Origin of the sequence: Bacteroides sp. L008 (assembly GCF_040812255.1) — a bacterium.
GTDB classification, from domain to species: domain Bacteria; phylum Bacteroidota; class Bacteroidia; order Bacteroidales; family Bacteroidaceae; genus Bacteroides; species Bacteroides vicugnae.
Genome location: NZ_JBFNXO010000001.1, coordinates 3,370,680 through 3,394,456, shown reverse-complemented (window position 1 = coordinate 3,394,456; position 23,777 = coordinate 3,370,680). Strand labels below are relative to the sequence as shown.

Sequence of the window (23,777 nt, the reverse complement as noted above, 5' to 3'; positions counted from 1 at the left end):
GCGTAAATAGTTTCCTGTGGAAATAACAAACTGTATCGAAGAAATGTTCATGGATTCAGATAAAAAAACTATATTTGCGCACCCTGTTTTTCATTCTTCTATTTAATGTAGATAAATTGTATGAGTAAAATTCTTATTATTGACGATGAAGTCCAGATTCGCAGTCTTTTAGCTCGTATGCTGGAACTTGAGGGCTATGAAGTGTGTCAGGCAGGTGATTGCAAAGCTGCCATCAAACAACTGGAAATTCAATCGCCCGACGTAGCATTATGCGATGTTTTTCTTCCTGATGGAAACGGAGTGGATCTGGTGTTGAACATCAAGAAAATAGCTCCCAATGTAGAGGTGATTCTTCTTACTGCTCACGGCAATATTCCCGACGGGGTGCAGGCTATTAAAAACGGTGCATTTGATTATATAACAAAAGGAGATGATAATAACAAGATTATCCCTTTAATCAGCCGTGCCGTGGAGAAAGCAAAGATGAATGTCCGTTTGGAAAAACTGGAAAAGAAAGTCGGGCAGATGTACTCGTTCGATTCTATTCTGGGTGAGTCAAAGGTGTTGAAAGAGGCTGTATCTCTGGCGCAGAAGGTATCTGTGACAGATGTTCCCGTATTACTGACGGGGGAAACAGGAACAGGAAAGGAAGTTTTTGCGCAAGCTATACATTATAGTAGTAAACGGAGCAAACAGAATTTTGTGGCAGTCAACTGTTCGTCTTTCAGCAAAGAATTGCTCGAAAGCGAGATGTTCGGACATAAGGCCGGCTCGTTTACCGGTGCGCTGAAGGATAAGAAAGGACTTTTTGAAGAAGCTAATAACGGAACGATCTTTCTGGATGAAATCGGAGAGATGGCTTTCGAACTGCAGGCAAAGTTACTGCGTATCCTTGAAACGGGAGAATATATAAAGATCGGTGATACCAAGCCGACAAGAGTCAATGTGCGTATCATTGCTGCTACCAACCGCAACCTGCAGGAGGAGATCAAAGCAGGACATTTCCGTGAAGACTTGTTTTATCGTCTTTCGGTTTTTCAGGTGCATCTTCCTTCGCTCCGTGAACGTACCGGTGATATCCGGATTCTTGCAACTGCTTTCGCCAAGAGTTTCTCCGAAAAACTTTCGTATGCCATCAATGAGATGACTCCCGCTTTTCTGGAAGCTCTGGAACAACAGCCGTGGAAAGGGAACATCCGTGAATTGAGAAATGTGATTGAGCGTAGCCTGATTGTATGCGAAGGGGGACGGCTGGATATCTGCGACCTTCCTTTGGAAATCCAGAACACTCATTATGAATGTTCGGACGATAGTGTAGGCTGTTTTGAGTTGGCCGCAATGGAACGCAGACATATTGCACGTGTGTTGGAATATACGAAAGGGAATAAAACGGAAGCTGCCCGTTTGTTGAAAATCGGACTTACCACCCTGTACCGGAAGATAGAGGAATATAAAATCTAAGCATACATTTCCGGTTTCTTTTTATCCGGCTTTGAGTCAGGCTGCGCACTGACTCTCGAAAAATTGTCTGGATAACGAACTAATCAGTCTGTTTTTATCTGTGGTATGTACAGATAGTGTGAAACAATGATCGCTTCCTCCATAAGAAATGAGAAATACGGGGATATCTTTGATAGTATCCATAATATGACTTTCTACTTGTGTGTGTTCCCAATGAAGGGAGCCGATGATATGTATCACAGACATATTTTCGTCCATAACCATTTCGGCATATTTATGTAGTTCCCTTTGAATGATTCGCAGGGTGTCCCGGCTGGCTGTCAGCATCATCGAGATGGATACATTGGATGAGGCCATTGAGATGACATTGATTTGATATTTGTTGATAACTTCCAATATCTTACCCATAAACAAATATCCGGGCAATACATTTAATGAGGTAAAACGTACAAAGGTAGCCGAATCCTGTGAGAGGATGGCCTTGACACTGTTGCCTGTGTCATGGGAAGATATATAGAGGCGTTCTGTTGACAGATCGTGTGTATCGGTTAGGCGGATAACTATATTAGAGCGTGCCGCAAGGGTGATACAATCTGCGTAGAGCAGGTGTACTCCGCTGTTAATCAGTTGTTCGGCTTCTATGTAAGTTAGTGAATGTTGTTCTCGCAGGCAATTCCGGTTTGCGTAGATATGATTGATAGGGGTGGATAACAGTATTTCGTCCGCTTTGAATAGGGTGGCAAGCACTGTTGCATAGTAATCGTTGCGTTGTTCGCTCATGAAGTCTATTTCACCATACACATTCCTGCAAATGGAAAGTGGGGCGATAAAAATATCTACATTCCGGTTCTCGTCAATGTATTGTTGGATAGATTCCTGAATATATGGGATATCCGGCTTTCTTTCCAGATTGATCTGTATAAGTTTGCCGGTATCTAATGTTTGGGCACGAAGACCCTGTTGACGTAAGCAATAAGTGAATAAATCACTGGATAATCCGTATACTTCCGCTTTTATCATTTTATCAATCAGTAAATCTGCTTTGTCTTCTACAAGTATATGTATTTTCTTTATGCATTCCAGAATCCGGTTTTTAATTTCCTGATTTAGGTGCGAATCTGTAATGAGATGATTGGCAAGGGTACAGCAATATGTTTCGATGGCATTGACTGTGGCATGAGAAGCTTCATCTTCTTCGTGAAACCAACTGATGGAAATAGCCTGTAACCACTCCTGTAATTGTGCCAATATAGGGACTACAGCTACATAAGGATGTTCTTTCTGAATACAATTGATTACTTGCTTCATTTCATCCTCATCTTTAATTTTCTCGAATTTACAAACTTTCATTGTTATCTGGTTATTTATTGGTTACTACTCTTTTCAAAATGATATGCCTTTTTTCAAAAGAGAAAGATATTTAAGAATCATTCTTTAGCTTTAGAATATGGTATATCTTTATAAGTCAATCTGTTAATGTTGTAATCAATGTTTTTAATACATCTCTTTGCTATAAGTAATCTGCTAATACCGTACCACATTGTGATATAAAGTAAGATTTATTATCTTTGGTATCCACTACGGGAGCGTTAGTCAGTAATTTGATTGGAGCAGGAGCGGGGAAAGAACTTTTTCCTGTTTGTCGTAAAGTTCTTAAGCTGGGCTATGTGGTGGGACTTCCGTTGATAGGGATAGCTCTTTGGAGCAATCAATGGATTGTCGGATTTTATACGAATAACGATAATCTGGTGAGATTAGCTTTCTATCCTTTTATAGTTATGCTGTTGAATTATGCTTTTGCACTGCCCGGATATGTTTATATCAATGCTGTTACCGGTACAGGAAAGACGAAGCTCGCCTTTATCTTCCAGTTAATCACTATTCTGATATATTTGATTTATCTGTATCTGTTAAGTGAATGTTTTCATGCTTCTCTGACTGTATATATGACGGCAGAATATCTGTTTGTTATTTTATTAGGGATACAATCCGTCATTTACTTAAAGAGGAAATCCAACTAGAATATGTACTTTTGTGCTTTCAATACTTGATACTTTCTCAAAATGACTGAAGATATAAAGAATAAACTTTTGATGTGTGCGGAGATTTATCATCGTGCAGACTTTATTATAAGTGATCCGGTGCAGTTCCCTCATCGATATACGTTGAAACAGGATATTGAAATCAGTGGTCTGTTGACGGCAATTATGAGTTTTGGCAATCGCAAACAGATATTGAAGAAGGCGGACGAACTGCATAGATTAATGGGAGATTCACCTTATCAATATGTATTGTCCCGCCAGTGGGAGAAGGATTTTCCTTCGGGAGCGACCAATAGCTTTTATCGGATGTTGTCGTATGCTGATTTTTATGGATACTTTCGGCGATTATATACAGCTTATACACAGTTTGAAAGTCTGGAGGAAGCTTTGATGTTATATCCCGGAATACCAATGGAAAAGTTATGTGCATTTCTTGAAGTCTCTGCTAAAAGTCCTCAAAAGAAACTGAATATGTTTTTGCGTTGGATGATTCGTCGGGATTCGGAGGTCGATTTGGGGATTTGGGAAAGTTTTGATCGCAGAGATTTGATTGTTCCTTTAGATACACATGTCTGCCGGGTAGCGCATTATTTCAAGTTGACAGATACGGAAACTTTTTCTTTGAAAAATGCCCGTCAGATAACGATGGCATTGGGTGAGGTCTTTCCGGAGGATCCTTGTTTGGGCGATTTTGCCCTGTTTGGATTGGGAGTGAATGGGGAGATTTAATATATGTCCTAATAAAATGAATTTTTCGATTATAATCGGAAAAGTGGATGTTAAACCAACTTTTGGGATTATAATCGAAAAAATAGAGAACTGTTAAAACGTTGTTATTTTGTTTGTGAAATCCCTCCAACCATTTGCATTCTTGTATTTTTCCACAGATCCGGCAGGAACACGAATGACAGTAATATCGTCCGGGAATCCGTACCATATTTTTTCAAATACCTGCGGAGGTGTTATCCCTTCTACCTTTACTTCTTTAATACCTGTATTATTGAAAGCTGAAAAATTAATCTGTGCGACGTTTGACGGAATGGTTAGTTGAGTCATTTTTCTATTACCACCCAGTAATCCCTGCCCCAATATACGAATACTTTTAGGGATTTCGAAGTGAGCTAATTTCGGACATCCTTCAAGGCAGTAGGCGTGAATCATAGCCTCGGGATCATCATTGAAAACGGTTCCGTAGGTTGTCACTTCCGTTAATTCCGGACAGTAATAAAAGGCTCTTTGAGCTATAGTTGTAATACCATTCGGCAGCTTCACGGTCGTAATACCACTTTCCCGAAATGCTTCCAAACCTATTGTTCTTACATTTTCCGGAATCTCAATCGTTTTCAGTTGGGAAGTATTAAGAAATGCCTGCGCATCGATTTCCTTCAGTGTCACAGGTAACAGCACTTCTTCAACGCCTGCATATACAAAAGTGCTGGCGGGAAGTTTGGTGAGCTTAGTCCGGCTCAAATCTGCTTTTTTCAGATTCCGGCAATAATAGAATATGTTTTCTTCAAGTTGTTCCAGAGTCGTCGGAAATACAATTTCCTGAACGGTTGAATTGAAGAAAGCCATATCTCCAATAGATTGCAATCCTTCGTTGAGTACCACCTTGTTTATTTGACTACCTCTGAAAGCAGCCTTAGGAATGGACTTCACACTATTGGGAAGTGTGATTTCATTATGTCCTTTCAAAACTTCCGTCAATACTCCATTTTCTACACGGACGGGTGAAATCTGAACGGAAAAGCTTTTCTGTTTTCCTTCTATTGTGATGGTTACTTCCTGTTTTTCGACAGGCGCAGATGAAGAGAAACCACTAAGCTGTTCCGGAGAAACTTTCACAGGTCGTTGTTTCCCGTCATCATATTTTCCTGTCACGTTAAGGCCGGTTAAGTCTATATTCTCTCCTAATGCATAAATTGTTTTTGCGGGCAATTGTTCTATGGAGAAATCCTCAAGTAAGGCTCCGGTGGATTCAGAAGGATTTTCAGCCGAAGGTGAATCTTTCTTGTATTCATCATTTTCGGTGCTGCAACTTAATAATACAGCTCCTAAAATTATTTGCAAACAAGATGCCACAACTATATAGAGTATAGTTTGTTTCATGTGATAAAAGTTTAGTTAGGGAATTGGGTTAAACGTATTTCAATTTTTATGATTTTTCCGGCTTCTACAGTTTTGCCGGCAGACCATATCTGGTAGTTGTCGGGACCGCCTCCTTTTTGTACCACGAATGTCAGTAACCGTTGCGATTGTGTTGCGAACCATTCTTCGCGTGGTAGTACAAAGGTTGCTATACCACTTTCATTTGTTTGGATGACTGCAGTAGGTCGGGTTAAATTATCTTTTTCAAAAATCCTATAATCTTTTTCATTATACATTTTCACGGGAACATCCGTTATAATTTTTCCATTCTCATCATAAACAGCTACTATTACCTTAGCTTCTCTCACTTCTTCATTTCCTTTTTCGCATGCTACCATGAAAAGCATGGTGCATAGTAGAATAACAATCTTTCTCATAATCTTTTCTTTTTTCATTTTTTCGAATGCAAAAATAGTAAGATCGCATCAATTTTGAGTTATGAAGTAATCTGATAAATCTAACACTTTGTTTTTGAATATGTTGGTATTCAGTGTATTAGTTAAACTGTGTTTTGGGGATTTCTAACACTGGTCTAACACCTATCCGAAAAGTGCTAAAAACAGGTCTTTATTAGTGGATTCTGCCGATTTGATACGTGATTTGAGTCGTGATTTACGGGCATATACATTAGCAACGGTATCTTTCATAAACAAACTGATTACTTGTGGAGAAAAACCTACGAAAATATAGCAGAGCAACCGGATGTCAGCTTCTTTCATTGCCGGAAAATCATTCCGTAGTTTTTCCATAGCATTGTCATGGCAGGTGTTCACGATAAGTTCCAGCTCTTGCAGCATTTCATTGTTCTCTGCAAAATCAGTGATAATCTGTTTCACTTCGTGGAACATGGCTGCCTGTTGCGATGCAGTATTCTCTCGCTCGTAGTAAGTTTTTCCCAGTTTGTCAATGATGTCAAAGCGTGAAGCTACCAAACCTTTTAAATGATTTTCCGCATTCTGCTGTCCTTCCATGTATTCTGTCAAGGTTTTGTATTGAGAGTTGGCTTCTTCTGCCAATAGCAGATAGCGGTCGGTACGTTCGCGTTGCAAGCGCAGACGTTGGCGGATGATGTAGTATGCTACCCCTATTATCAGAAGAATTACGGTTGCTACGGCAATCTCCCAAATAGTACGGTTCTTCATCCGGTATTCGGCAAATTTGGATCGTTCCTTGAAATAATCACGTTCCACCATACCGGCAGAGAATTGCATATTCGAACGTGTCAGTGAGTCAGTCAGATAGATATAATGATGTATCTTCTCCGTCGCTTTCTCGAAGTTCCTGGCCTGTGCTTCAATCCGATAAGCGGTATATTGCAGGTCTGCCATATCACGAATATCGGTTGTGTGTGCTTCTGCGAGTGCCAGATAGTAGCGTGCGCTGTCTATACGGTTCTTTAGAAGATTCACATCTACTAATGTATGATATCCGTATAACGTATCTTGTCGGGCAGAGAGTTCGATACGTTGCAGCAGGTCATGAGGAATCTGTTTTTTGCTTGACACCACATAAAGAGAGGCAAGATTGGTGAGACTGGCTTTGGCTAACTTATCGTACTTGTGCTCATCAGCTAAATCAAGGGCGGCAGAATAGAGCCGCATAGCTTTCTCTATATCTTTCGAATGAAAAGTTGCGGCTGCCATATCAAGAGTTGATTCTGTTTCTTCGCGAGTGTTATCAGATTGTCGGAAGTTATTGCGAGCTTCGCGAAAATAATGATAAGCCCGGCTATAGTTCATCTGTTCATAATACACTTCACCGATCTGCCTGTATAAAAGCCCTGCATAATAAGGTTCATTGGTATCTTTCAATTTCTCTTCAACTTTCAGGAAAAGGCGTAACGCTCCCGGCTTGTCTCCTGCGCGCAGTTTGACTTTTCCCCAATAATAGAGAGTTTTGCATTGACTGCGTAAATCTTTGGGATGATGTTTGTAATACTCCCAAGCCCGTCGAATCAGCGAATCATTTGTTGCTTTGATATGATTTTTGTCTAAAGCTTCGGAATAAAGCAACGCATATCTGGCCTGTTCAGCCTGACTGCCTTCCGATTTGAGTTGTTGTAATATTGTTAAGGCACTATCCGGCTTATTTTGTAACAGTGCTTCCGCCTCGTCGAGCCGGGAAATCTGTTCTCTGTTATAGCATCCTGTAAAAAAGAGAATAGCTAATAGTATGAGTATAATTCTGCATTTCATGCTGTGAATGTAATAAAAATATTTTGAATGTAGTTTGGAATCGTCATATCTTTTTTGAGAACTATCGTGTACATGCATCTAAATATAGGCTATATGTGATTTTATATTGGAATTATTTCTGTATATATTGTGGATTATGTGTATTTGAAAACAATTCTCTTAAATAATAATTGTGATTTATCCGTTTTTGGTTTGATTTATATAAATAATTTGTACTTTTACGATGATTTAGTTAGGATATTTAAAAGTGTAAATAACTTTATTATGAAAGAATTACCTAGAAACATAAAACGTGATGATATTCTTCAGGGTATCCGTAAAATAGAAGAAGAAGGTATTCCACCTCAAGCTCATTCGTCCACTTATGATCTGTTATACAATGGAAAAAGGTTTCCACCTAAATTGGTTTTGGCTTATGCTAATATTTTTGCAAATGGAGAAGAATTAGATCGTAATGAATTTGAAGGCGGAAAAGGTACTACTTGTTTTAAGATATTGAAAGATAATGGTTTTAAAATAGTTTTGAAGAGCGAATCCAATTCTATATCGGAAACATTAGTAAAGTTTTTGGAACAAGCTAAAGGTAATAGTTTGAAAACCAAAGATTATATAAGGTATTTTGATGATTTACAAGTGAAAGTAAGTTTTGGAATGGCCAGTTTAGCACGTGTACCATGGATTTCTTTTTTAGCACAGGGACAAAAAACAAGTAATGGAATATATCCTGTATATCTCTTTTATAAAAAATATAATATTTTGGTATTGGCTTATGGTGTCAGCGAAGGGACTGTGCCAGTTGTTACCTGGAATTTAGATACTAATGTAGAAACGATTAATTCCTATTTAAAAAAAAGAAATATAATACCGGATAGATATGGAGATTCTTATGTTTATGCGGTGTACGATACAACCAAACCTTTGAATTATACTTTAATTGAAGAAGACTTGAAAAGAATAATAGCCCAGTATAAGAGCATAGTAACTTCAGATAAAAACTCGTTGATTGCTTTATCAGGTCAAAGTAAAAAGTACGACGAAAAAGATTTTGAGCCTGAATCATTTATGAGTGATTTAAATTCTACAGGGCTTGTTTTCTCATCAGAGTTTGTTTCTCGTTTTATTTTGTCATTGTTGACAAAACCTTTTGTTATTTTAAGTGGTTTAGCTGGTTCTGGTAAGACACAATTAGCTATGATGTTTGCAAAGTGGATTTGTGAAGATATAGATAAACAGGTTTGTATGATTCCTGTTGGAGCAGATTGGACAAATCGAGAATTCTTGATTGGATATCCCAATGCACTGGAAAAAGGGGCTTATGTAAAACCAGATAATGGAGCATTGGATCTTATAATAGAAGCAAACAAGAATCCAAGAAAGCCATATTTCTTAATTCTTGATGAAATGAATCTAAGTTATGTTGAACGTTACTTTTCTGATTTTTTGAGTGTAATGGAGTCAGAAGAAGGGATTCCTTTAATGAAGAATTGTGTAGATAAAGAAATTACTTCTATTATAAAATTGCCTCGTAACTTATTTATTATAGGAACGATTAATGTAGATGAAACGACTTATATGTTTAGCCCTAAGGTTTTAGACCGTGCTAATGTCTTAGAATTTCGTATTATGGAGAAGGACATGAAAGATTTCTTGCAGAAGCTTCAGCCTATTCATAAAGATATTATCAATAATAAAGGCGTTGAGCAAGCAACTTCTTTTGTGAATATGGCAGTTAATTCTTGGGACTTGCAAATTCCTGAAGAACGTAAAGCGTCTATTATTGCTTCTTTAGAATGTTTCTTTTATGAGTTGAAAAAGATACATGCAGAATTTGGGTATCGCACAGCCTGTGAGATTTTTCGATTTATGGCTTTAGCAGAGAAAGTTAACACAAAGTTGGAAGGTGATGCTATTGTTGATGCCGCAATTATACAAAAATTGTTGCCAAAACTACATGGTTCTCGTAAGAAAGTGGAACCTGTACTAAAAGCATTATGGAATCTTTGCCTTGTTAAGGGCTCCGAGTTAACCCTGGAAAATACAATAGAGTTTGTTCACAATGACCAATTTAAATATCCGCTGTCTGCAGAAAAAATATGGCGTATGTATTGTGTAGCGTTGGATAATGGTTTTACTAGTTTTGCTGAAGCATGATGTATGGATGAGTTATCAATACATATTGCTTTAAATAATGGTGATTGTATAACCTTATATGTTTTTGCTAGGCGAAAGAATACTTTGTTTAAAAGTGAGGATGCCAAAGAATATGGAGAATCTCCTTTTCAATTACAAGAAGGTTGTATGTATGATTTTGAGCTTGATAAGAATAGCTACTATTTACAAGAAGATAGAGATATTTTAACTAATAGCAAAAGTCGCCAAGCGATTAGTCGTGGATGTATATCTACAGGAATTTATGTGGGTACATATAGTATTGATGTTTTACAAAAAAAAGATAATAAAAAGGTAGGTGAGGTTGTTTTTGAGATTCGTTCTGCCAAAGTCGGTTATCGTGATGACTACCGTAGAATGTTAGAGGATATCACAGAGTTTTGTACAGAACTACTTATGCAGCAAAGTTCCCCTGTGATACAACGTTATGAGGTAGATATAACTAAAGATCCTAGATCAGATTATCAGCGTTTTGCTTTTGTTCGTTCGCTTGTTGATAGCGACTCTTTTGCAGATGCGATGTATCAGATTCAATTGTCTCCAGTTAAGAGATGGATTGATTCAGAAGAAGAAAGACAACTTTGTAATGTAAAACGTTGGGGGCAACATACGCTAAGGCAACTTGCTCATGCAACTAATAGAGTTTCTTTGTCTAATCAACATCCTTTGAAAGATCGTTTCGATACATTGCCACGCTGTGTACCTGTTGCTTTTAGAAAAGAAACTGCCGATATTCCAGAAAATCGTTTTATAAAGCATGTATTGTGTTCATTTTTAACATTTTGTTCTTCTATACAACATCATTCTAAGGCTAGACAACGATTAAAACAGGAAGCTTCTTTAGTTTGTGAGAAGTTGTTACAGTATCTGTCATATCCTTTGTTCCGCAATATTTCAGAAATAAATGTACTGCCTTTAAATAGTCCAATTTTACAAAGAAAAGAAGGGTATCGGGAAATCTTTCAGAAATGGTTAATGTTTGATATGGCTGCTCGACTTACTTGGCAAGGTGGTGAAGATGTGTATGGAGCAGGAAAAAAGGATGTTGCCAGATTGTACGAGTATTGGCTTTTCTTCAAATTATTAGATGTTTTGAGCCAGAAGTTTCACATTCCCTCAAAAAGTAAAGAAGAGCTCATTGATTGTAGTAATGAGTTAAACCTAACCTTAAAGCAAGGTAAAATGATTATGTTGAGTGGCATATATGAGACAGATAGTCGTAAATTAAATATATGTTTTTCTTATAATCGAACTTTTAGTTATACAGATAACTATCAATTATCAGGAAGCTGGACTCGGAATTTTCGTCCCGACTATACATTGACAATATGGCCAGGAGACATAACTAGTGAAGAAGCTGAACGAGAAGAGTTGATTACGCATATACATTTTGATGCGAAATATAGAATAGAACAATTATTTCTTCGTGACAATACAAATAAGAATAATGATGAAGTATCCGATGACTTATCGGAGATGAAGCGAGAGGAAGAGCGAGGAACTTATAAGCGCGCTGATTTATTAAAAATGCATGCCTATAAAGATGCTATTCGAAGAACAGGAGGAGCTTATATCCTTTACCCAGGAACAGAAAATCAAGTTATTCATGGCTTTCATGAAATCATTCCTGGGCTAGGAGCCTTTGCTATTTCGCCTAAGGATTATGATAAGAGTATACAGGCTTTTCTAACTTTTTTTGATGATGTAGCTGATAATTTCTTAAATCGCACCTCTTTACGTGAGAAGCTAGCTTATCATACATATTCTATATTGAGTAAAAATAATAGTCGTAGTTTACGTGAGCCTTTACCGGAACCTTATGGGAAAAATCGTGATTTATTACCTGATGAGACATACGTCTTAATTGGGTATTATAAAAATGAACAACAATTAGATTGGATTCTAAAAAGAAAATTATATAATACTCGTACTGGTAGTGCTAATGGTTCTTTACATTTGAGTAAAGAGGTTATATCTGCGCGTTATTTATTGTTACATGGAGAAGGAGAATTATTGACTGGAAGATTATATAAATTGCTTCCTAAAGGGCCTCGGATCTTTTCGAAAGAGAAGTTGGAAAAAATAGGGTATAAAGAACCTTCGGGAGATTACTATTTAATTTATAATATAGAAGGAATACCTGAACCTGAATTTGAAGGCATGAAATGGGATATAAGGCTTTTAGATGGATATAAGAAAGGAAATTTGTCAGCAAGTGCTTTTGCTGTTTCGTTGGCTGATTTGATGAAAGTTAAAGTTTTTAATAAATACGAGTATACTAATGAAATTTAATTTCCCTGTTTTGTTATAGCGCCATTCGTTCCTTGACAAGATTGGGTATATATCTATTTTTTTCATGTATATCACCTAATCCGAGTTTGGGGTATATCATTCCACCAACTCCGGGTAATACACTTCCTTGCGCATCTTTGGATGTATCGATAGCAAATGTCAGAAATTCGAATTTATTGCTTATAGATTCAGGAAACTCTTTTTGCAAGTTCTTTTGAGCATCCTTATACATTACTGGAGATAATATATAAATATTAAGCGGGTTCATTTTTTCCACCAATCTGGTTAGTTGTGTTTTTACCACACAGGAACTGCTTATAATTGATTTTACAACAATTAGAGTTTGACACTCTTCAATCGGTTCTATATAAGATTTTACAATCGGACTATATTCCAATTTTGTTGTTTCATCCAAAGTGATTCTCTGATTCCAAAAAACGGCTAATGCAACATTTTTCTGTGAAATAGAGCTTAAAACACCTTGTGCCAACCAGTCAGCATCTTCTGATGCACATGCCAGCATGGTATTTCCATACCTGCTATGTTTCTTTTCATCCAGCAAAGCTCCTAGTGCTTTGCCTAGTTTGTAGAAGGTATTACGATAAATTTCAATTGAGGTACTGGGATTGGATAAGATATGCATCAATTGAATAATATCTCTGTTCTTTTCGTATGTTATATTGGTATAAGTTCTCATATTCATTTTATTTCAACTTAATAATTCCATTAAATCCCAAATATTTGCAGGATTGGCTTTCTGTAACTTTTGTTCAATTTCGCTTGTCCAGACAACCTCTCCATTCATGTTGTGATAGTTCCAGTATACAGTAGTCCCTTTTTCAAGAAAACTGATTCCAAACTGATTTAAGAGAATCTTGCATTTTTCTGATATTTCAACGTTTGGATATGTTTTTATGTTCACATACCCTTTACCTATTGAATGTACAATATCCAAAATCTGTTGTAGAGATACACTTTCTTGTTCAACAGAATTCCATGCTCCTAAAATAGCAGCTGCAATTCCAAATAATTCATCATTTTCTGCTTGTTGTGATACCGTTATTTGCTGGATTGCTTCCTTAAATATAGGATGTGATAGAATTAATTGGTTGATACTAGAACAAGAAGGAAAATATTCTGATGTTGTATACGAACTAATTTCAGAAGGAATAGTAGATACTGAACTATTAGGATTTGAATAAATTAGTTTCAGTTTGAAGTTCTCGTTTCTTTCTGACGAAATCTCTGTTTGTCTTTTAAAATCATATTTTAACTTACTAGTTTCCCATGTTAAATCTTTCACATCTTTTAGTTGATGATAGGTTTTATGAGCATTAGGTTCTTCAATAAAAAGATCATCAACAAAGGCGTCATGTAGTTGTGTCGTTAGGTGGACGTTACTTAATTGGGTAATATATTGATTCATAAATGAAACAATTTGGTAAGTTGTGTAGTAGCTTTCATAGATAGCTCCTTTGCTATTATTTTTCCCACCTTTGTGTTTATTCTTCAGATATTTCTTTTCTTTCTGGGTAATAGGCATATATTTCTTTTTCTGTTATTTCTTTAAAACGATCTATTTTAATACCATTTCGTACTATCTTATCAAAAAACATAGTTTTAGGACGAACCCATATTTCATGCTTACCATATAGTGCCTGATAAACAACCATCTCTTCAAGTGTCTCACTATGCTGGGCAATACCCAGCATTTTATACAGTCCACCTTTAAAATGAATGAAATATCGTTCTTTTTCCATAATACTACCATTGTTCTTATGCAGGTATAAAAGTAGTAAATTCTTAGAAAATAAGAGCCGGTTGTTTCTGATATTTTTTTTTTTAACGTTGTATAACCTGTCGTTGTTAAATGATATCGCTATTAAATAAGGTATGATTTCTTCGTAGCGTCATTTTTCATTTTCTTCCTCCACCTCTGAAACCCTCTCATCAAACTTTCCTCTTCCACTGATTCCACCATATCGTACTTCACCACGAACTCATGCATTGACTTTATATACATCACCCCATTTTTGAACTTATTTTCTAGTAGGAATGAATAAAGCTCCGCTTTCATTTCCACCTCAATTTCCTTTTCAATAATAAAGATACTGTCCTGACCGAAATAATTATAAACTTCCGGATTCTTTCCTTGCCTTGGGCTGGGAAGAACAAAAGTGATATTTCCTGTTTCTTTCCAGGAGAGGCCTTGCGGATGGGGAACGGATAATTGATGTAAGAAGTGATAAATGGGAGTGAGGTGGGAGAGGTGGATTGGAATAGGGAGCCTTGAAGGCGGATTGTTGTGCGATAGAGGTTCTGAACTTAGTCCGTACCGGACATACATATACTTCGCCAGATATGGCTTAATGGCAAACGTAACTGTAACCATGGGATTTGAATTTTGAATTGTTGAAATTTCTTGTATGCTAATTGCCGCTTGAGTCGGCAGATTCCGTCGTGTTTGTTAGAGAAAATTCCATGGGTACGGGGACGGAATTTTAATTTAGTAAGAAGTTGAAATTCAAATGGTTACAAATGATGGCTTTCCTTTAAAACCAACGGGTCGTTCCTTTAAAAGGAACGACCCGTTGCACACCGAGGAATGACCTCTTCCTTTTAAAGGAACGGACGGCTCCTTAAAATCCATATTGCAAAGCTATACGTAATATTCTGATTTTTCAAAATGAATAATAGCTTGAATATATTATTCATGTAATAAAATATGACTATTTTCGTACTTATTTAATTTATGCGCATATATATAGAAGCTATGTAATTAAAACAGAATAAATATATGAGCGTATAATTTAACTATATTTATACTCCAAGTATTCTTGAACTTGCAAAACCTTTTATGGCACTCCTTGTTTTGGCTTGTGAGGGGCAGGTTGGAAATTTAAATAATGTGCAAATAATAGCAAAAAAGGAAGGGAAGAATATGACAACATCAGTTAGGCTTATGCTGAATAAGGGCAGGAGATTGAATAATGGTACTTATCCTTTGGTGTTTCAAGTGATACATAGTAGGAGAAAGAAACTGTTATATACCGGATTCCGGTTAAAAGAGGAAGCATTCAATGAGGCAGAGGAAAAGATTGTTGATGGTACGGATGCCACACTAACCGCTACGGACATCACAAAGATGAATCGTGAACTGCGGAAAATGAAAAATATGATTCATACACGGATCCGGCAGCTTGAACGGACAACGGAGCCTTTTACAGTAGAAGATGTATTGGCACAATTCACCCGTGCGAACGTAAGACAGCAATTTTACATACTGCGCTATATTGATACACAAATTGAACGGAAAAAAAAGTTGAAGAAAGAGGGGACGGCTGCGGCATATAAAAGCACGCGTTCATCATTGGCTAAGTTTCTGGACGGTTCGGACATCCGGATGCCAGAGATTGATTTACGTTTTATCCGGCGCTATGAGGATTTTTTGTATAATAATGGAGTTGCCGAAAATACGGTGAGCTATTATTTGCGGAATTTGCGGACTCTTTATAATCAGGCTGTGGTGGATGGCTATCATCCTCATGGAGAATATCCCTTTGTGAAAGCGCAGACGCGTCCGGCTAAAACAGTGAAGCGTGCCTTGAGCCGTGAGGATCTTCAAGCTCTGGCGAATCTCAAACTAGAGGATGCTCCTGAACTGAAGTTTGCCCGTGACCTGTATTTGTTTAGCTTCTATGCGCAGGGAATGGCCTTTGTGGATATTGTCCTTTTGAAGAAATCTGATATTTATAATGGTGTGTTGACCTATTCCCGGCATAAGTCTAAGCAATTTATTCGCATTGCCGTAACGCCTCAAATGCAGGAGTTGATGGATAAGTATGAAACAGAAGGAAAATATGTATTTCCGATTATCCGTGACAATTCTTCTTCAGAATATACGCAGTACCGTCTGGCCTTGGGGCGTATAAACCGGCATTTGAAAAGAATAGCTGCCATGATTGATGTCAAAATACCTTTGACTACTTATACAGCCCGCCATACTTGGGCTACCCTCGCCCGTGACTGTGGTGCGCCGGTTTCCGTGATTAGTGCAGGATTGGGACATACATCAGAAGAAATGACCCGTATTTATTTGAAGGAATTCGACGTTTCCCAACTTGATAAGGTGAATAGTATAGTGACTAAATTGTTCTAAAAGTAAGATTTTTCATACTATAATTCCTGATAAAAAAATTGCAGATATTAATATTTTATATATATTTGCATTATTGTAATCTATTCCATAATAGAGAGTAGTACAAAAAGGGTTCTATTGATTTATTTGTTTTCACGTTGCAAAGTTAGCCTATATTTATTTTATATTAATTGCAATAAAGTCCGAAAATTTGTTCATTTTGTACAAACATGGAAAATACTTGCTAATTTGTTTCATTATTAGCCTGACAGCGCTTAATTAATTGTTTGGGAGTGCATCCGAAATGCTGCTTGCAGTAACGGCCAAAATAACCTTGTGACTCAAATCCCAGTTCTTCAATGACATCTTTTATACATACCCCGGGTTTAGTCAGTTTTTTCAAAATCAGTTGGTTTCTTTGTTTCAGCATCCATTGTTTGGCTGTCATTCCGAATACTTCGTTGAATCTTGCAAAAAAATAACTTCTCCCCAGATTGGACAGAGAAATAAGTTTCTCGATATTATTCACTTTGGTATAGTTGTTCATGATAAAATCTTTAAAGTCAATGCTTTTTCCAATAATAGGATAAAACAATGTTGCAATATCTTTTTTCTCATAAAACCCGCGAAGTAGGAAGAATAATTCCTGTTGCATCAGTGTGTGCAGGTGTAAACAGTTCATGCCATTTCTGATGCAGTGGATCAGCACCTCTAAAAAGGGAGTCAGCGGATAACGTATTCTAATCGGTTCGAACAGGTATTCCATATTTTCGCAAATATTTGATAATGATTGCAATAGTAGTTTGTCGCAGTTGTTTTCTGGTATATCGAAAAACATTAAAAGCAACTTCGAATCCTTGGGGGCCACTCCTTTAAATAATGAAGAACGTGGAATCAATACCATGTCGCCTGTTTGAAACGACTTGTCGCGAAACTGGTTGTAGCTTATAGTTATGTCACCTTTGAGAAAGAATAAAAGGTAGTTTTTATTTGTGTGGTCTTCTCCAAATTCTGCATCTTCCGTAAATTCAATAAATTTGAATCCGGTTTCAATGGCAGTCATATAGTTTTGACATGACAAATGCTCTTCGATGTATAGCAACTCGCTTTCCATATGTTTTGTTTTTATGAATATTATCAAAATTGTTTGACCTGTCCGATTTTCTTTGTTTCACAATTGTTTCAGAATCTATTTTCTTAATAAATTAAATATCAGCTTTTTGTTTGAACATTGTTTTGTTTTATTCTTCATTTATTGATTCTGAAACAGCTGTTACGTTTGTAAATAATTGTAATGTATTGATATATAGTGATATACGGTGATGTATATGCAGTTTATTTGTGCTACTCTCTATTATGGAATAGAGATGGATAAAGGTGGAGTAAGCTATTTTAATTTAAAAGATATAGTTATCAATTTTTTTTAAAAAAAACTACTAATGAAAGTAAAAAGTTTATTTTTGTCGATGTGTGCGATAGCGGCATTGGCAAGTTGTTCACAAAGTGACGATGTGGCTCTTACAGGGGGTGATGCCCCGGAAGCAAAGGTTATCCTTAAATTGGAAGGAGATGGAGTAAACGCAACAAGGGCGGCGGGTACCGAGGAAGCTGCTACCGAACCCGGTGCTGCTATTAAGAATGTTACTGTGTTTTTCTTTAACCCGACAGGCTTCATTGTGGGCAAACCACAGTTTAAGACGGTTTCTGATGCCTCTAAGCCGATAACTATTTCTACTACTACGGATGCCGCTGAAGTAGTTGTAATAGCCAATCTCGGTGACAAGACCCAGGATACCACATTTGATGGCATAGCCAGTCTTTCCCAGCTCCAAGCGCTTGATTTCTCTTCTATTGCCGGCAGTACGGGTAGTTATACTGTAAACCAGAGCAAGGACAATTTGTATTCAAGTGGAATGGGTGATATCACATTTTCTGATAATGCGGGTACAGCTGAAGTCCAGTTGCATTTTGTGGCAGCTAGGATCAAGACGGTAAAGATTGCATGGACAGCTGACCAGAATTATGCTGCTACTGAAACAGAATTGACTTCTGAAAAAACAAAATGGTTTACCATTAAAAAGGTTTATATGATGACGGCCCAGACAAATTCACCTCTTATTCCGGCCACTACTGGAACGTGGAAAGGATTTGTTCCGCAGAATTACGCTTTTGCAGGTGGTGTGGCATGGGGTGCTGCACCGTGGACATGGACAGACAACAACATCGGTGAGCCGAAGCAAACAGATGATTATCTTGCACTCGCTGCGGATCTTGTGGAGAGCACTTCTAATACCAATCAAATAGATAACGCCCTTGCAAGTAAATCCTGGTATCTGTTTGAAAATTCATCTGCTTCTTCCCATCCGACCGGTCTTGTTATTGAGGTTTTATGGAGATCAAAAGAACAGTCAGAGAAACCGGAAGACCTTTTGACCAAGTACTTTACAATGTATTTTGGTGAATCTGGAACTAGTGGTGCTGCCCAACCGCTTCTTGAAGCCGGAAAGACTTATGCCATGACTCTGTCTTTGAAAGGTAGTTTTAAACCCGGCGGCAACGCAGGTGGCGGTGGTGACGATCCGACTAAGCCGAGTGTAGACGCTTCAGTTGAGGTAACTGTAAACGCTGCAAAATGGACAACTGCCGAAATCACAAAAGATTTCCAATAATTCTCGCATCCCCCTCTATTCTTTATAATTAAACAAAAGAAAAATTCTTAGAAATCGGTATGTGCCCGATTGTAATCCGCATTCGGGCACACTCCGTTCTTAGCAAAGATAAAAAAACAAGAAAGAATATCCATTATGACAGGTGACTACAAATTCCGGTTCATGCCGGGGATATTATACTCTATGTTCACACTATTGCTGTTATCAGGATGCATAGCTGAAAATAACGACGATTGTTTCAAGGGTGTCCCTCTGAAAGTGAAACTTCCTGCCGGTATTTCACAGGAAACCATCAAGGATATGAGCCTCTATGTATTTGATGACAAAGACTTGTTGCTTGACATACTCCCTGTGAACAGTACGGAACCTGTTAATCTGGATTATCCGGGTATTCCTACCCTTCATTGTGTAGCCTTGTGCAATACGCAGGACGGTACGATGCTCGTCAGCCCCCTGAAAAAGGGCGATTCATGCTCCGACGGTTTCATCTCTATGAAACCCTCCGCACCCACAAGGGATGCACAGAGCATATCCTACACCCCTCCGGCCGATTTATTCTACGGAGAGCTTAAAATAGAAAACACTTCGACGTCCGCCCGGGTAGAGGAACAGACTTTGGCTGTTTCACGGATGGTAGCGTCAATGAATATAACCGTACGCGGTCTGGAACTTCTTAGTGGAAGTAGTGAAGGCGATTATTCGCTCGTTGTGCATGAAACTGCCAGTCGTCTGGATTTTGAAGGTCATTATGGCGGTACTCCCGCTTCCTATCGATTTTCGCCCCCTTTTGAAGCGGGAAAAGATTATAAGATTCCTCCTTTCAACCTGTTCCCTACTCTGGAAGGAGAAAACCAAGGAGTGACCATCGATATCTATCATGGCACAGAGCGGATCAAAAGTCTGAACACGGACAGCAGCCACCAACCCATCATCCCGGTCGTGGGACAAACCCTGAACGTGCTGTTGGATTTCAAATTGAGCGTCAGTGTAGAGGTCAAACTCACCGAATGGGGAGTAGAGACTGTCTGGAAAGAATATAATTGAATCACCGGACGGTGATTGTACATACAGAAGATAATGTCATAGAATATGAAGAATAACCATATATCGAATTTAAGAAAGTGGGCAATGATTGCCGTTGCAATGATATTGCAAATATCATGTCAGCAGGACGATTCATTCTCCCCGGCTGCGGATTCTGCCATCATCAACCTGTCCGTATCCGCTGCCAATAGCGGAACGACAATGGATAATGATGATACCGCCTCGGCCATTAAGTCCCTTTGTATTCTTCAGTTCAATGCGGATGGAAATGCCTTCGGTACCTTGCGCCATGTGGGTATGGGTACGGAGACAGCTCCGAACAGTGGAAAATACAGCGCTACACTGCTGCAAAGTGTAGACAACAATGACAAATACAAACTAGTCATCCTTGCCAACTTTCCCGATGGCGATTACGGAATCTTTTATCGTATGGGGGGGAAGAGCTATGCGGAAGTGCAGCAGGCCTGCCTGAGCGCGGAACTTAGTGGAGAAAGCAATGTGCTTGAATTTACTGCCGCTCAACCGTTTCCGATGTTCGGGATAGCTAAAGACGGAGCTCCCCAGATTATTACTGAGATGATGAATCTCGGCACGGTGTCATTGGTACGTGCGGTAGCGCGGGTAGATATCGGCATCGGGACAAAAAACGCCGATAACAATACCTGGAACAAAGGCGGCGTGCCGTTTGCCATGACCCAGGTCCAGATATGGAAAGATGGAAAACAATACGCGTATATGCCTGTAGAAAACAAGTTCTCTTCTTCGGCAGGGGCATTGGCTATCAACAGTCCTTCCCCTGTCGGAGGTACGGAAACAAAGATCTACGGCAGCGCGTACATTACCGGCACCACTTACTGCTCGGAAAAGATTTACCTACCCGAAGCCGATTTGCTATGGGGAGATGTATATGACGACAATCACTCCAGTCGCCTCGCGATTATCGTAGGAGGAAAGTATAACGGCTCGGATGCGGAAACGTTCTACCGTGTAGACTTCAACTACGATGAGGGGAGTAAGGCTAAGATGGACATCCTGCGCAACCACGTATACCGGTTTACCATCAAGAGGGTGGAAGCCGCGGGCTATGCCACTGCCGAACTTGCGTACAACAGCAAGCCGAAAAACTTGGATTTCAGCGCCGAAATCGAGCCCTGGGTATCAAACGAACCGACTTCCGTACCTTCCATCCAGGGATACTACCTGACTTATGAGGGATTTAATGGAGAGAATGTGAGATGGACTTACGGCAATCTATCAACCCAGAAAATTCCCAAGAAGAAGCCCTATTGGGGTACCAATGTATATCTTCCATTCAACTACAATAATTTTTATAAGGAAGGAAATAGTATTTATGCTCCGGATATGCCGGGAGGACAAAACGGGAGATTGTATACTACGGTGGAGGAGACCCTTAATTATGAAGGTACCTTTCCCAATCTGATGGTTTCCGGTGATGATATAGTGGATGAATCGGGTAATGATAAGGTCCAGTGGAAGACCGGAACTACGCTGACAGCCTTTGACTTATGCCGGGATCTGGAAGAAAACGGATATGACGACTGGAGACTTCCGCGACTCTCGGAACTGGCGTTTATCTATGTGAATCAGGAAAGCTTGAAAGCATTGCGAGGCTTCACACCGTTGTCCGGGACTTATTGGTGCGGGAGCGAGTTTCAGGAAGGTACAAGCGACGAGCAACGGAAAAAGTCCGAATCAGCGTGGGCTGTCGATTTTACTGGTACTACCGCCGGATACGCGTCGCATCATAAGAAAGCGGAAACATTGAAAATCCGTTGCGTACGTCAGCAACAGGATAATCCGAGTTTGAAAAAAAAGTGATTGAAACGATATACAAAGATGAATATGGATACAAACAAGAAATATACCTCGCCCCGGGCAATCCTCCTGACAGCCTTCTCTTTACTTCTGGCAGGAGCCTGTGACAACCGTATCTATGACGGACCGGAGCCGGATACTTCGGCAAGGGAGGTTTCTCTGGACTTCAACGCGTCCATAGAAAAGACGGAGACCGTTCAATCAAGAAATATTACACAGATAGATGGTTTTACCGGAAATTCCTATTCCTTTGGAATGTCCGTCACTAAACGTGATAACGGGAATGAGATTTTCAAGGGATCATCCGACATGAAAGCGACTATGGAACGCTCCGACGTCTCCGCACCGTGGAATTGGTCTTTTATTGATAATTCAACTCATACAAGTGTCACTCCCGTGGGGGCGGAAGGTAAAGCGTTAAAAGTGGTTGCTTACTATCCGCCTGTCTCATCCGCTACCAAGGATGTCTATACGGATGGCATCCCGTTTGATTTCTCCGCCAGGACCGGTCTCCAACAGACGGATCTGCTCTACAATACCGACACCATCTATCCGTTCGCTCCATCCAACGACCCGAGGGTAACTATTCCTTTACGCTTCCGGCATGCCTATACGTGGATTGTTCTTAACATCACGAAATATGTGGATAAAGGACCGGAGTTCAAGCTGAGCAGTGTCTCCCTGGATAACCTGGGGGGCGGCTGGATTAAAAACAAAGGAGCGATTGACCCGGAAACAGGGTTGGCAAAGGATGGAGCCACCGCCGGTCCGATAGGAGTAACCGTAGACCCTGCTGCGGTATTGTCCACTACGAAGGTTCTCACCTACGAGTTTCTGGTTCCCTCGTTCATGGATTCCAAAGTCGGTGACGGCGACCTGCTCATCGTATTGAATGTCAATGGAATTAATGAGCTGTTTACGCTGAGTAAGCTCTATCTTAACAAAAGTGACGATGGTAAGTCGTTCGGTTTCAGACAGGGATATAAAAACACGTATAATCTGGTCTATAATAACTCCGCTCTGAGTTTAAGTATTCAGAGCTGGAATTCAGAGGTAATTAGTGGTAATTTTGGAGATGATGTAACGCCTCCCGGCTCCGGAAGCTATATGCGGATAGATTTTTCAAAGATAAATGCCGTTCCAGCTCTTAACGGATATTATTGGCCGACGGCCGTTCTACCGGGCAGTCAATATGCAACTACATATCCTCCAAAACCTACCTTTTTAGCCACCGGTACGCATACGTACAAAAACTACTTTACTACTGTGGCCTATGGCGGTAACGGATCTTATGTGGGTGCTAAAGCACCAGATCCCTCAAAACTGCCCACGGGCGACGACGGTCTAAAGATTACGGATGATGTAAACGTCTATACAAACGAAAAAGCTTATCCGGTAATTCAGATAACCAAAGAAGATGTCTCCGTCATGCCTGTTCCATGGCAAAATGAAAACGGTGAGTTGGTTGCGAAAGAACTTTGCAGAAAATATAACGGGGGTGGTTTTCATGACTGGAGACTTCCGAGAGCCACAGAGTTGCGGGCGGTATGGGTACTGGTAGCGTCTAATGGAAATATATATAAAGAATTGAACTTTGGAAAGGACGAGAATCGAAATAAACCATACTGGACCGGTACGGAAGTAGCTACAGGCGAAGCATGGGGCATGTCTTTTGATTATGGAAATGGTCTTGCCGATACTAAGTTGGTGATATCTCCGTATGATAAGAAAACGACGGGTTCTGTGCGCTGTGTCCGTGATGCTTCATAAGTAATGATATTAT

At 39.2% G+C, this 23,777-nt stretch carries 18 protein-coding genes and 1 pseudogene; 10 read left to right on the top strand and 9 right to left on the bottom strand.

What is annotated here, in order from left to right; all coding sequences use genetic code 11:
* Positions 1–120: 120 nt before the first annotated feature.
* The gene (locus AB3G73_RS13590) at positions 121–1,461 is read left to right on the top strand and encodes a sigma-54 dependent transcriptional regulator (protein ID WP_195649914.1); all 1,341 of its coding nucleotides are present in this window, start codon (positions 121–123) and stop codon (positions 1,459–1,461) included.
* A gap of 36 nt (positions 1,462–1,497) precedes the next feature.
* On the opposite strand, the gene AB3G73_RS13585 is transcribed toward AB3G73_RS13590, so the two are convergent.
* On the bottom strand, positions 1,498–2,811 hold the full coding sequence (locus AB3G73_RS13585) for an aspartokinase (RefSeq protein WP_367745120.1): 1,314 nt from the start codon (positions 2,809–2,811) through the stop codon (positions 1,498–1,500).
* A gap of 224 nt (positions 2,812–3,035) precedes the next feature.
* Between AB3G73_RS13585 and AB3G73_RS13580 the strand changes: the two are divergent.
* Positions 3,036–3,482, top strand: a pseudogene (locus AB3G73_RS13580) (MATE family efflux transporter); the annotation flags it as partial.
* A 42-nt stretch (positions 3,483–3,524) separates the two neighbouring features.
* Complete coding sequence (locus AB3G73_RS13575; RefSeq protein ID WP_195649912.1) at positions 3,525–4,232, top strand: TIGR02757 family protein; 708 nt, start codon at positions 3,525–3,527, stop codon at positions 4,230–4,232.
* A 93-nt stretch (positions 4,233–4,325) separates the two neighbouring features.
* Here AB3G73_RS13575 and AB3G73_RS13570 read toward each other — a convergent pair whose 3' ends face one another.
* The 3 genes from AB3G73_RS13570 to AB3G73_RS13560 form a co-directional block, all read right to left on the bottom strand.
* Positions 4,326–5,612, bottom strand: a complete 1,287-nt coding sequence (locus tag AB3G73_RS13570) for a leucine-rich repeat protein (RefSeq protein WP_367745119.1) — start codon at positions 5,610–5,612, stop codon at positions 4,326–4,328.
* An 11-nt stretch (positions 5,613–5,623) separates the two neighbouring features.
* Positions 5,624–6,028, bottom strand: a complete 405-nt coding sequence (locus AB3G73_RS13565; RefSeq protein WP_234133684.1) for a hypothetical protein — start codon at positions 6,026–6,028, stop codon at positions 5,624–5,626.
* A 162-nt stretch (positions 6,029–6,190) separates the two neighbouring features.
* Positions 6,191–7,846: a hypothetical protein gene (locus AB3G73_RS13560; RefSeq protein WP_148367112.1), complete on the bottom strand. Its 1,656-nt coding sequence runs from the start codon at positions 7,844–7,846 to the stop codon at positions 6,191–6,193.
* A 264-nt stretch (positions 7,847–8,110) separates the two neighbouring features.
* Here AB3G73_RS13560 and AB3G73_RS13555 point away from each other — a divergent pair, with 264 nt between their 5' ends.
* Together AB3G73_RS13555 and AB3G73_RS13550 are read left to right on the top strand one after the other, a co-directional pair.
* A complete protein-coding gene (locus tag AB3G73_RS13555) occupies positions 8,111–9,997 on the top strand; it encodes an McrB family protein (protein ID WP_195649909.1) in 1,887 nt (628 codons plus the stop codon).
* 3 nt (positions 9,998–10,000) lie between these two features.
* Positions 10,001–12,307: a DUF2357 domain-containing protein gene (locus tag AB3G73_RS13550; RefSeq protein ID WP_195649908.1), complete on the top strand. Its 2,307-nt coding sequence runs from the start codon at positions 10,001–10,003 to the stop codon at positions 12,305–12,307.
* 13 nt (positions 12,308–12,320) lie between these two features.
* Here the strand turns inward: AB3G73_RS13550 and AB3G73_RS13545 are convergent, their stop codons facing one another.
* The 4 genes from AB3G73_RS13545 to AB3G73_RS13530 form a co-directional block, all read right to left on the bottom strand.
* Complete coding sequence (locus AB3G73_RS13545) at positions 12,321–13,004, bottom strand: hypothetical protein (protein WP_229128654.1); 684 nt, start codon at positions 13,002–13,004, stop codon at positions 12,321–12,323.
* 12 nt (positions 13,005–13,016) lie between these two features.
* Entirely contained in the window at positions 13,017–13,850 is an 834-nt protein-coding gene (locus tag AB3G73_RS13540) for a hypothetical protein (protein ID WP_195649906.1), read from the bottom strand.
* Positions 13,810–14,067 carry a DUF1653 domain-containing protein gene (locus tag AB3G73_RS13535; RefSeq protein ID WP_009000142.1) on the bottom strand — a complete coding sequence of 86 codons (258 nt, stop codon included), beginning with the start codon at positions 14,065–14,067 and terminating at the stop codon, positions 13,810–13,812. The genes AB3G73_RS13540 and AB3G73_RS13535 overlap by 41 nt, the downstream gene beginning before the upstream one ends.
* A gap of 122 nt (positions 14,068–14,189) precedes the next feature.
* Positions 14,190–14,699 (bottom strand): hypothetical protein, encoded by a 510-nt coding sequence (locus AB3G73_RS13530; RefSeq protein WP_195649905.1) that lies wholly within the window; start codon positions 14,697–14,699, stop codon positions 14,190–14,192.
* A 549-nt stretch (positions 14,700–15,248) separates the two neighbouring features.
* On the opposite strand from AB3G73_RS13530, the gene AB3G73_RS13525 reads away from it, so the two are divergent.
* A complete protein-coding gene (locus AB3G73_RS13525) occupies positions 15,249–16,466 on the top strand; it encodes a site-specific integrase (RefSeq protein ID WP_195650413.1) in 1,218 nt (405 codons plus the stop codon).
* A 223-nt stretch (positions 16,467–16,689) separates the two neighbouring features.
* Here AB3G73_RS13525 and AB3G73_RS13520 read toward each other — a convergent pair whose 3' ends face one another.
* The gene (locus AB3G73_RS13520) at positions 16,690–17,574 is read right to left on the bottom strand and encodes an AraC family transcriptional regulator (RefSeq protein WP_322019666.1); all 885 of its coding nucleotides are present in this window, start codon (positions 17,572–17,574) and stop codon (positions 16,690–16,692) included.
* Positions 17,575–17,884: 310 nt separating this feature from the next.
* On the opposite strand from AB3G73_RS13520, the gene AB3G73_RS13515 reads away from it, so the two are divergent.
* From AB3G73_RS13515 to AB3G73_RS13500, 4 genes are all read left to right on the top strand, one after another.
* The gene (locus AB3G73_RS13515; RefSeq protein WP_367745118.1) at positions 17,885–19,114 is read left to right on the top strand and encodes a fimbrial protein; all 1,230 of its coding nucleotides are present in this window, start codon (positions 17,885–17,887) and stop codon (positions 19,112–19,114) included.
* Between the two features lie 135 nt (positions 19,115–19,249).
* Positions 19,250–20,158, top strand: a complete 909-nt coding sequence (locus tag AB3G73_RS13510; RefSeq protein ID WP_367745117.1) for a FimB/Mfa2 family fimbrial subunit — start codon at positions 19,250–19,252, stop codon at positions 20,156–20,158.
* Positions 20,159–20,203: 45 nt separating this feature from the next.
* Positions 20,204–21,997: a DUF1566 domain-containing protein gene (locus tag AB3G73_RS13505; protein WP_367745116.1), complete on the top strand. Its 1,794-nt coding sequence runs from the start codon at positions 20,204–20,206 to the stop codon at positions 21,995–21,997.
* A gap of 18 nt (positions 21,998–22,015) precedes the next feature.
* Entirely contained in the window at positions 22,016–23,764 is a 1,749-nt protein-coding gene (locus AB3G73_RS13500) for a fimbrillin family protein (RefSeq protein ID WP_367745115.1), read from the top strand.
* The last annotated feature ends 13 nt before the right edge of the window (positions 23,765–23,777 follow it).

Coding starts and splice junctions, on each gene's coding strand:
- AB3G73_RS13590 (WP_195649914.1), top strand. CDS start 121: ATGAGTAAAATTCTTATTATTGACGATGAAGTCCAGATTCGCAGTCTT.
- AB3G73_RS13585 (WP_367745120.1), bottom strand. CDS start 2,811: ATGAAAGTTTGTAAATTCGAGAAAATTAAAGATGAGGATGAAATGAAG.
- AB3G73_RS13575 (WP_195649912.1), top strand. CDS start 3,525: ATGACTGAAGATATAAAGAATAAACTTTTGATGTGTGCGGAGATTTAT.
- AB3G73_RS13570 (WP_367745119.1), bottom strand. CDS start 5,612: ATGAAACAAACTATACTCTATATAGTTGTGGCATCTTGTTTGCAAATA.
- AB3G73_RS13565 (WP_234133684.1), bottom strand. CDS start 6,028: ATGAGAAAGATTGTTATTCTACTATGCACCATGCTTTTCATGGTAGCA.
- AB3G73_RS13560 (WP_148367112.1), bottom strand. CDS start 7,846: ATGAAATGCAGAATTATACTCATACTATTAGCTATTCTCTTTTTTACA.
- AB3G73_RS13555 (WP_195649909.1), top strand. CDS start 8,111: ATGAAAGAATTACCTAGAAACATAAAACGTGATGATATTCTTCAGGGT.
- AB3G73_RS13550 (WP_195649908.1), top strand. CDS start 10,001: ATGGATGAGTTATCAATACATATTGCTTTAAATAATGGTGATTGTATA.
- AB3G73_RS13545 (WP_229128654.1), bottom strand. CDS start 13,004: ATGAGAACTTATACCAATATAACATACGAAAAGAACAGAGATATTATT.
- AB3G73_RS13540 (WP_195649906.1), bottom strand. CDS start 13,850: ATGCCTATTACCCAGAAAGAAAAGAAATATCTGAAGAATAAACACAAA.
- AB3G73_RS13535 (WP_009000142.1), bottom strand. CDS start 14,067: ATGGAAAAAGAACGATATTTCATTCATTTTAAAGGTGGACTGTATAAA.
- AB3G73_RS13530 (WP_195649905.1), bottom strand. CDS start 14,699: ATGGTTACAGTTACGTTTGCCATTAAGCCATATCTGGCGAAGTATATG.
- AB3G73_RS13525 (WP_195650413.1), top strand. CDS start 15,249: ATGACAACATCAGTTAGGCTTATGCTGAATAAGGGCAGGAGATTGAAT.
- AB3G73_RS13515 (WP_367745118.1), top strand. CDS start 17,885: ATGAAAGTAAAAAGTTTATTTTTGTCGATGTGTGCGATAGCGGCATTG.
- AB3G73_RS13510 (WP_367745117.1), top strand. CDS start 19,250: ATGACAGGTGACTACAAATTCCGGTTCATGCCGGGGATATTATACTCT.
- AB3G73_RS13505 (WP_367745116.1), top strand. CDS start 20,204: ATGAAGAATAACCATATATCGAATTTAAGAAAGTGGGCAATGATTGCC.
- AB3G73_RS13500 (WP_367745115.1), top strand. CDS start 22,016: ATGAATATGGATACAAACAAGAAATATACCTCGCCCCGGGCAATCCTC.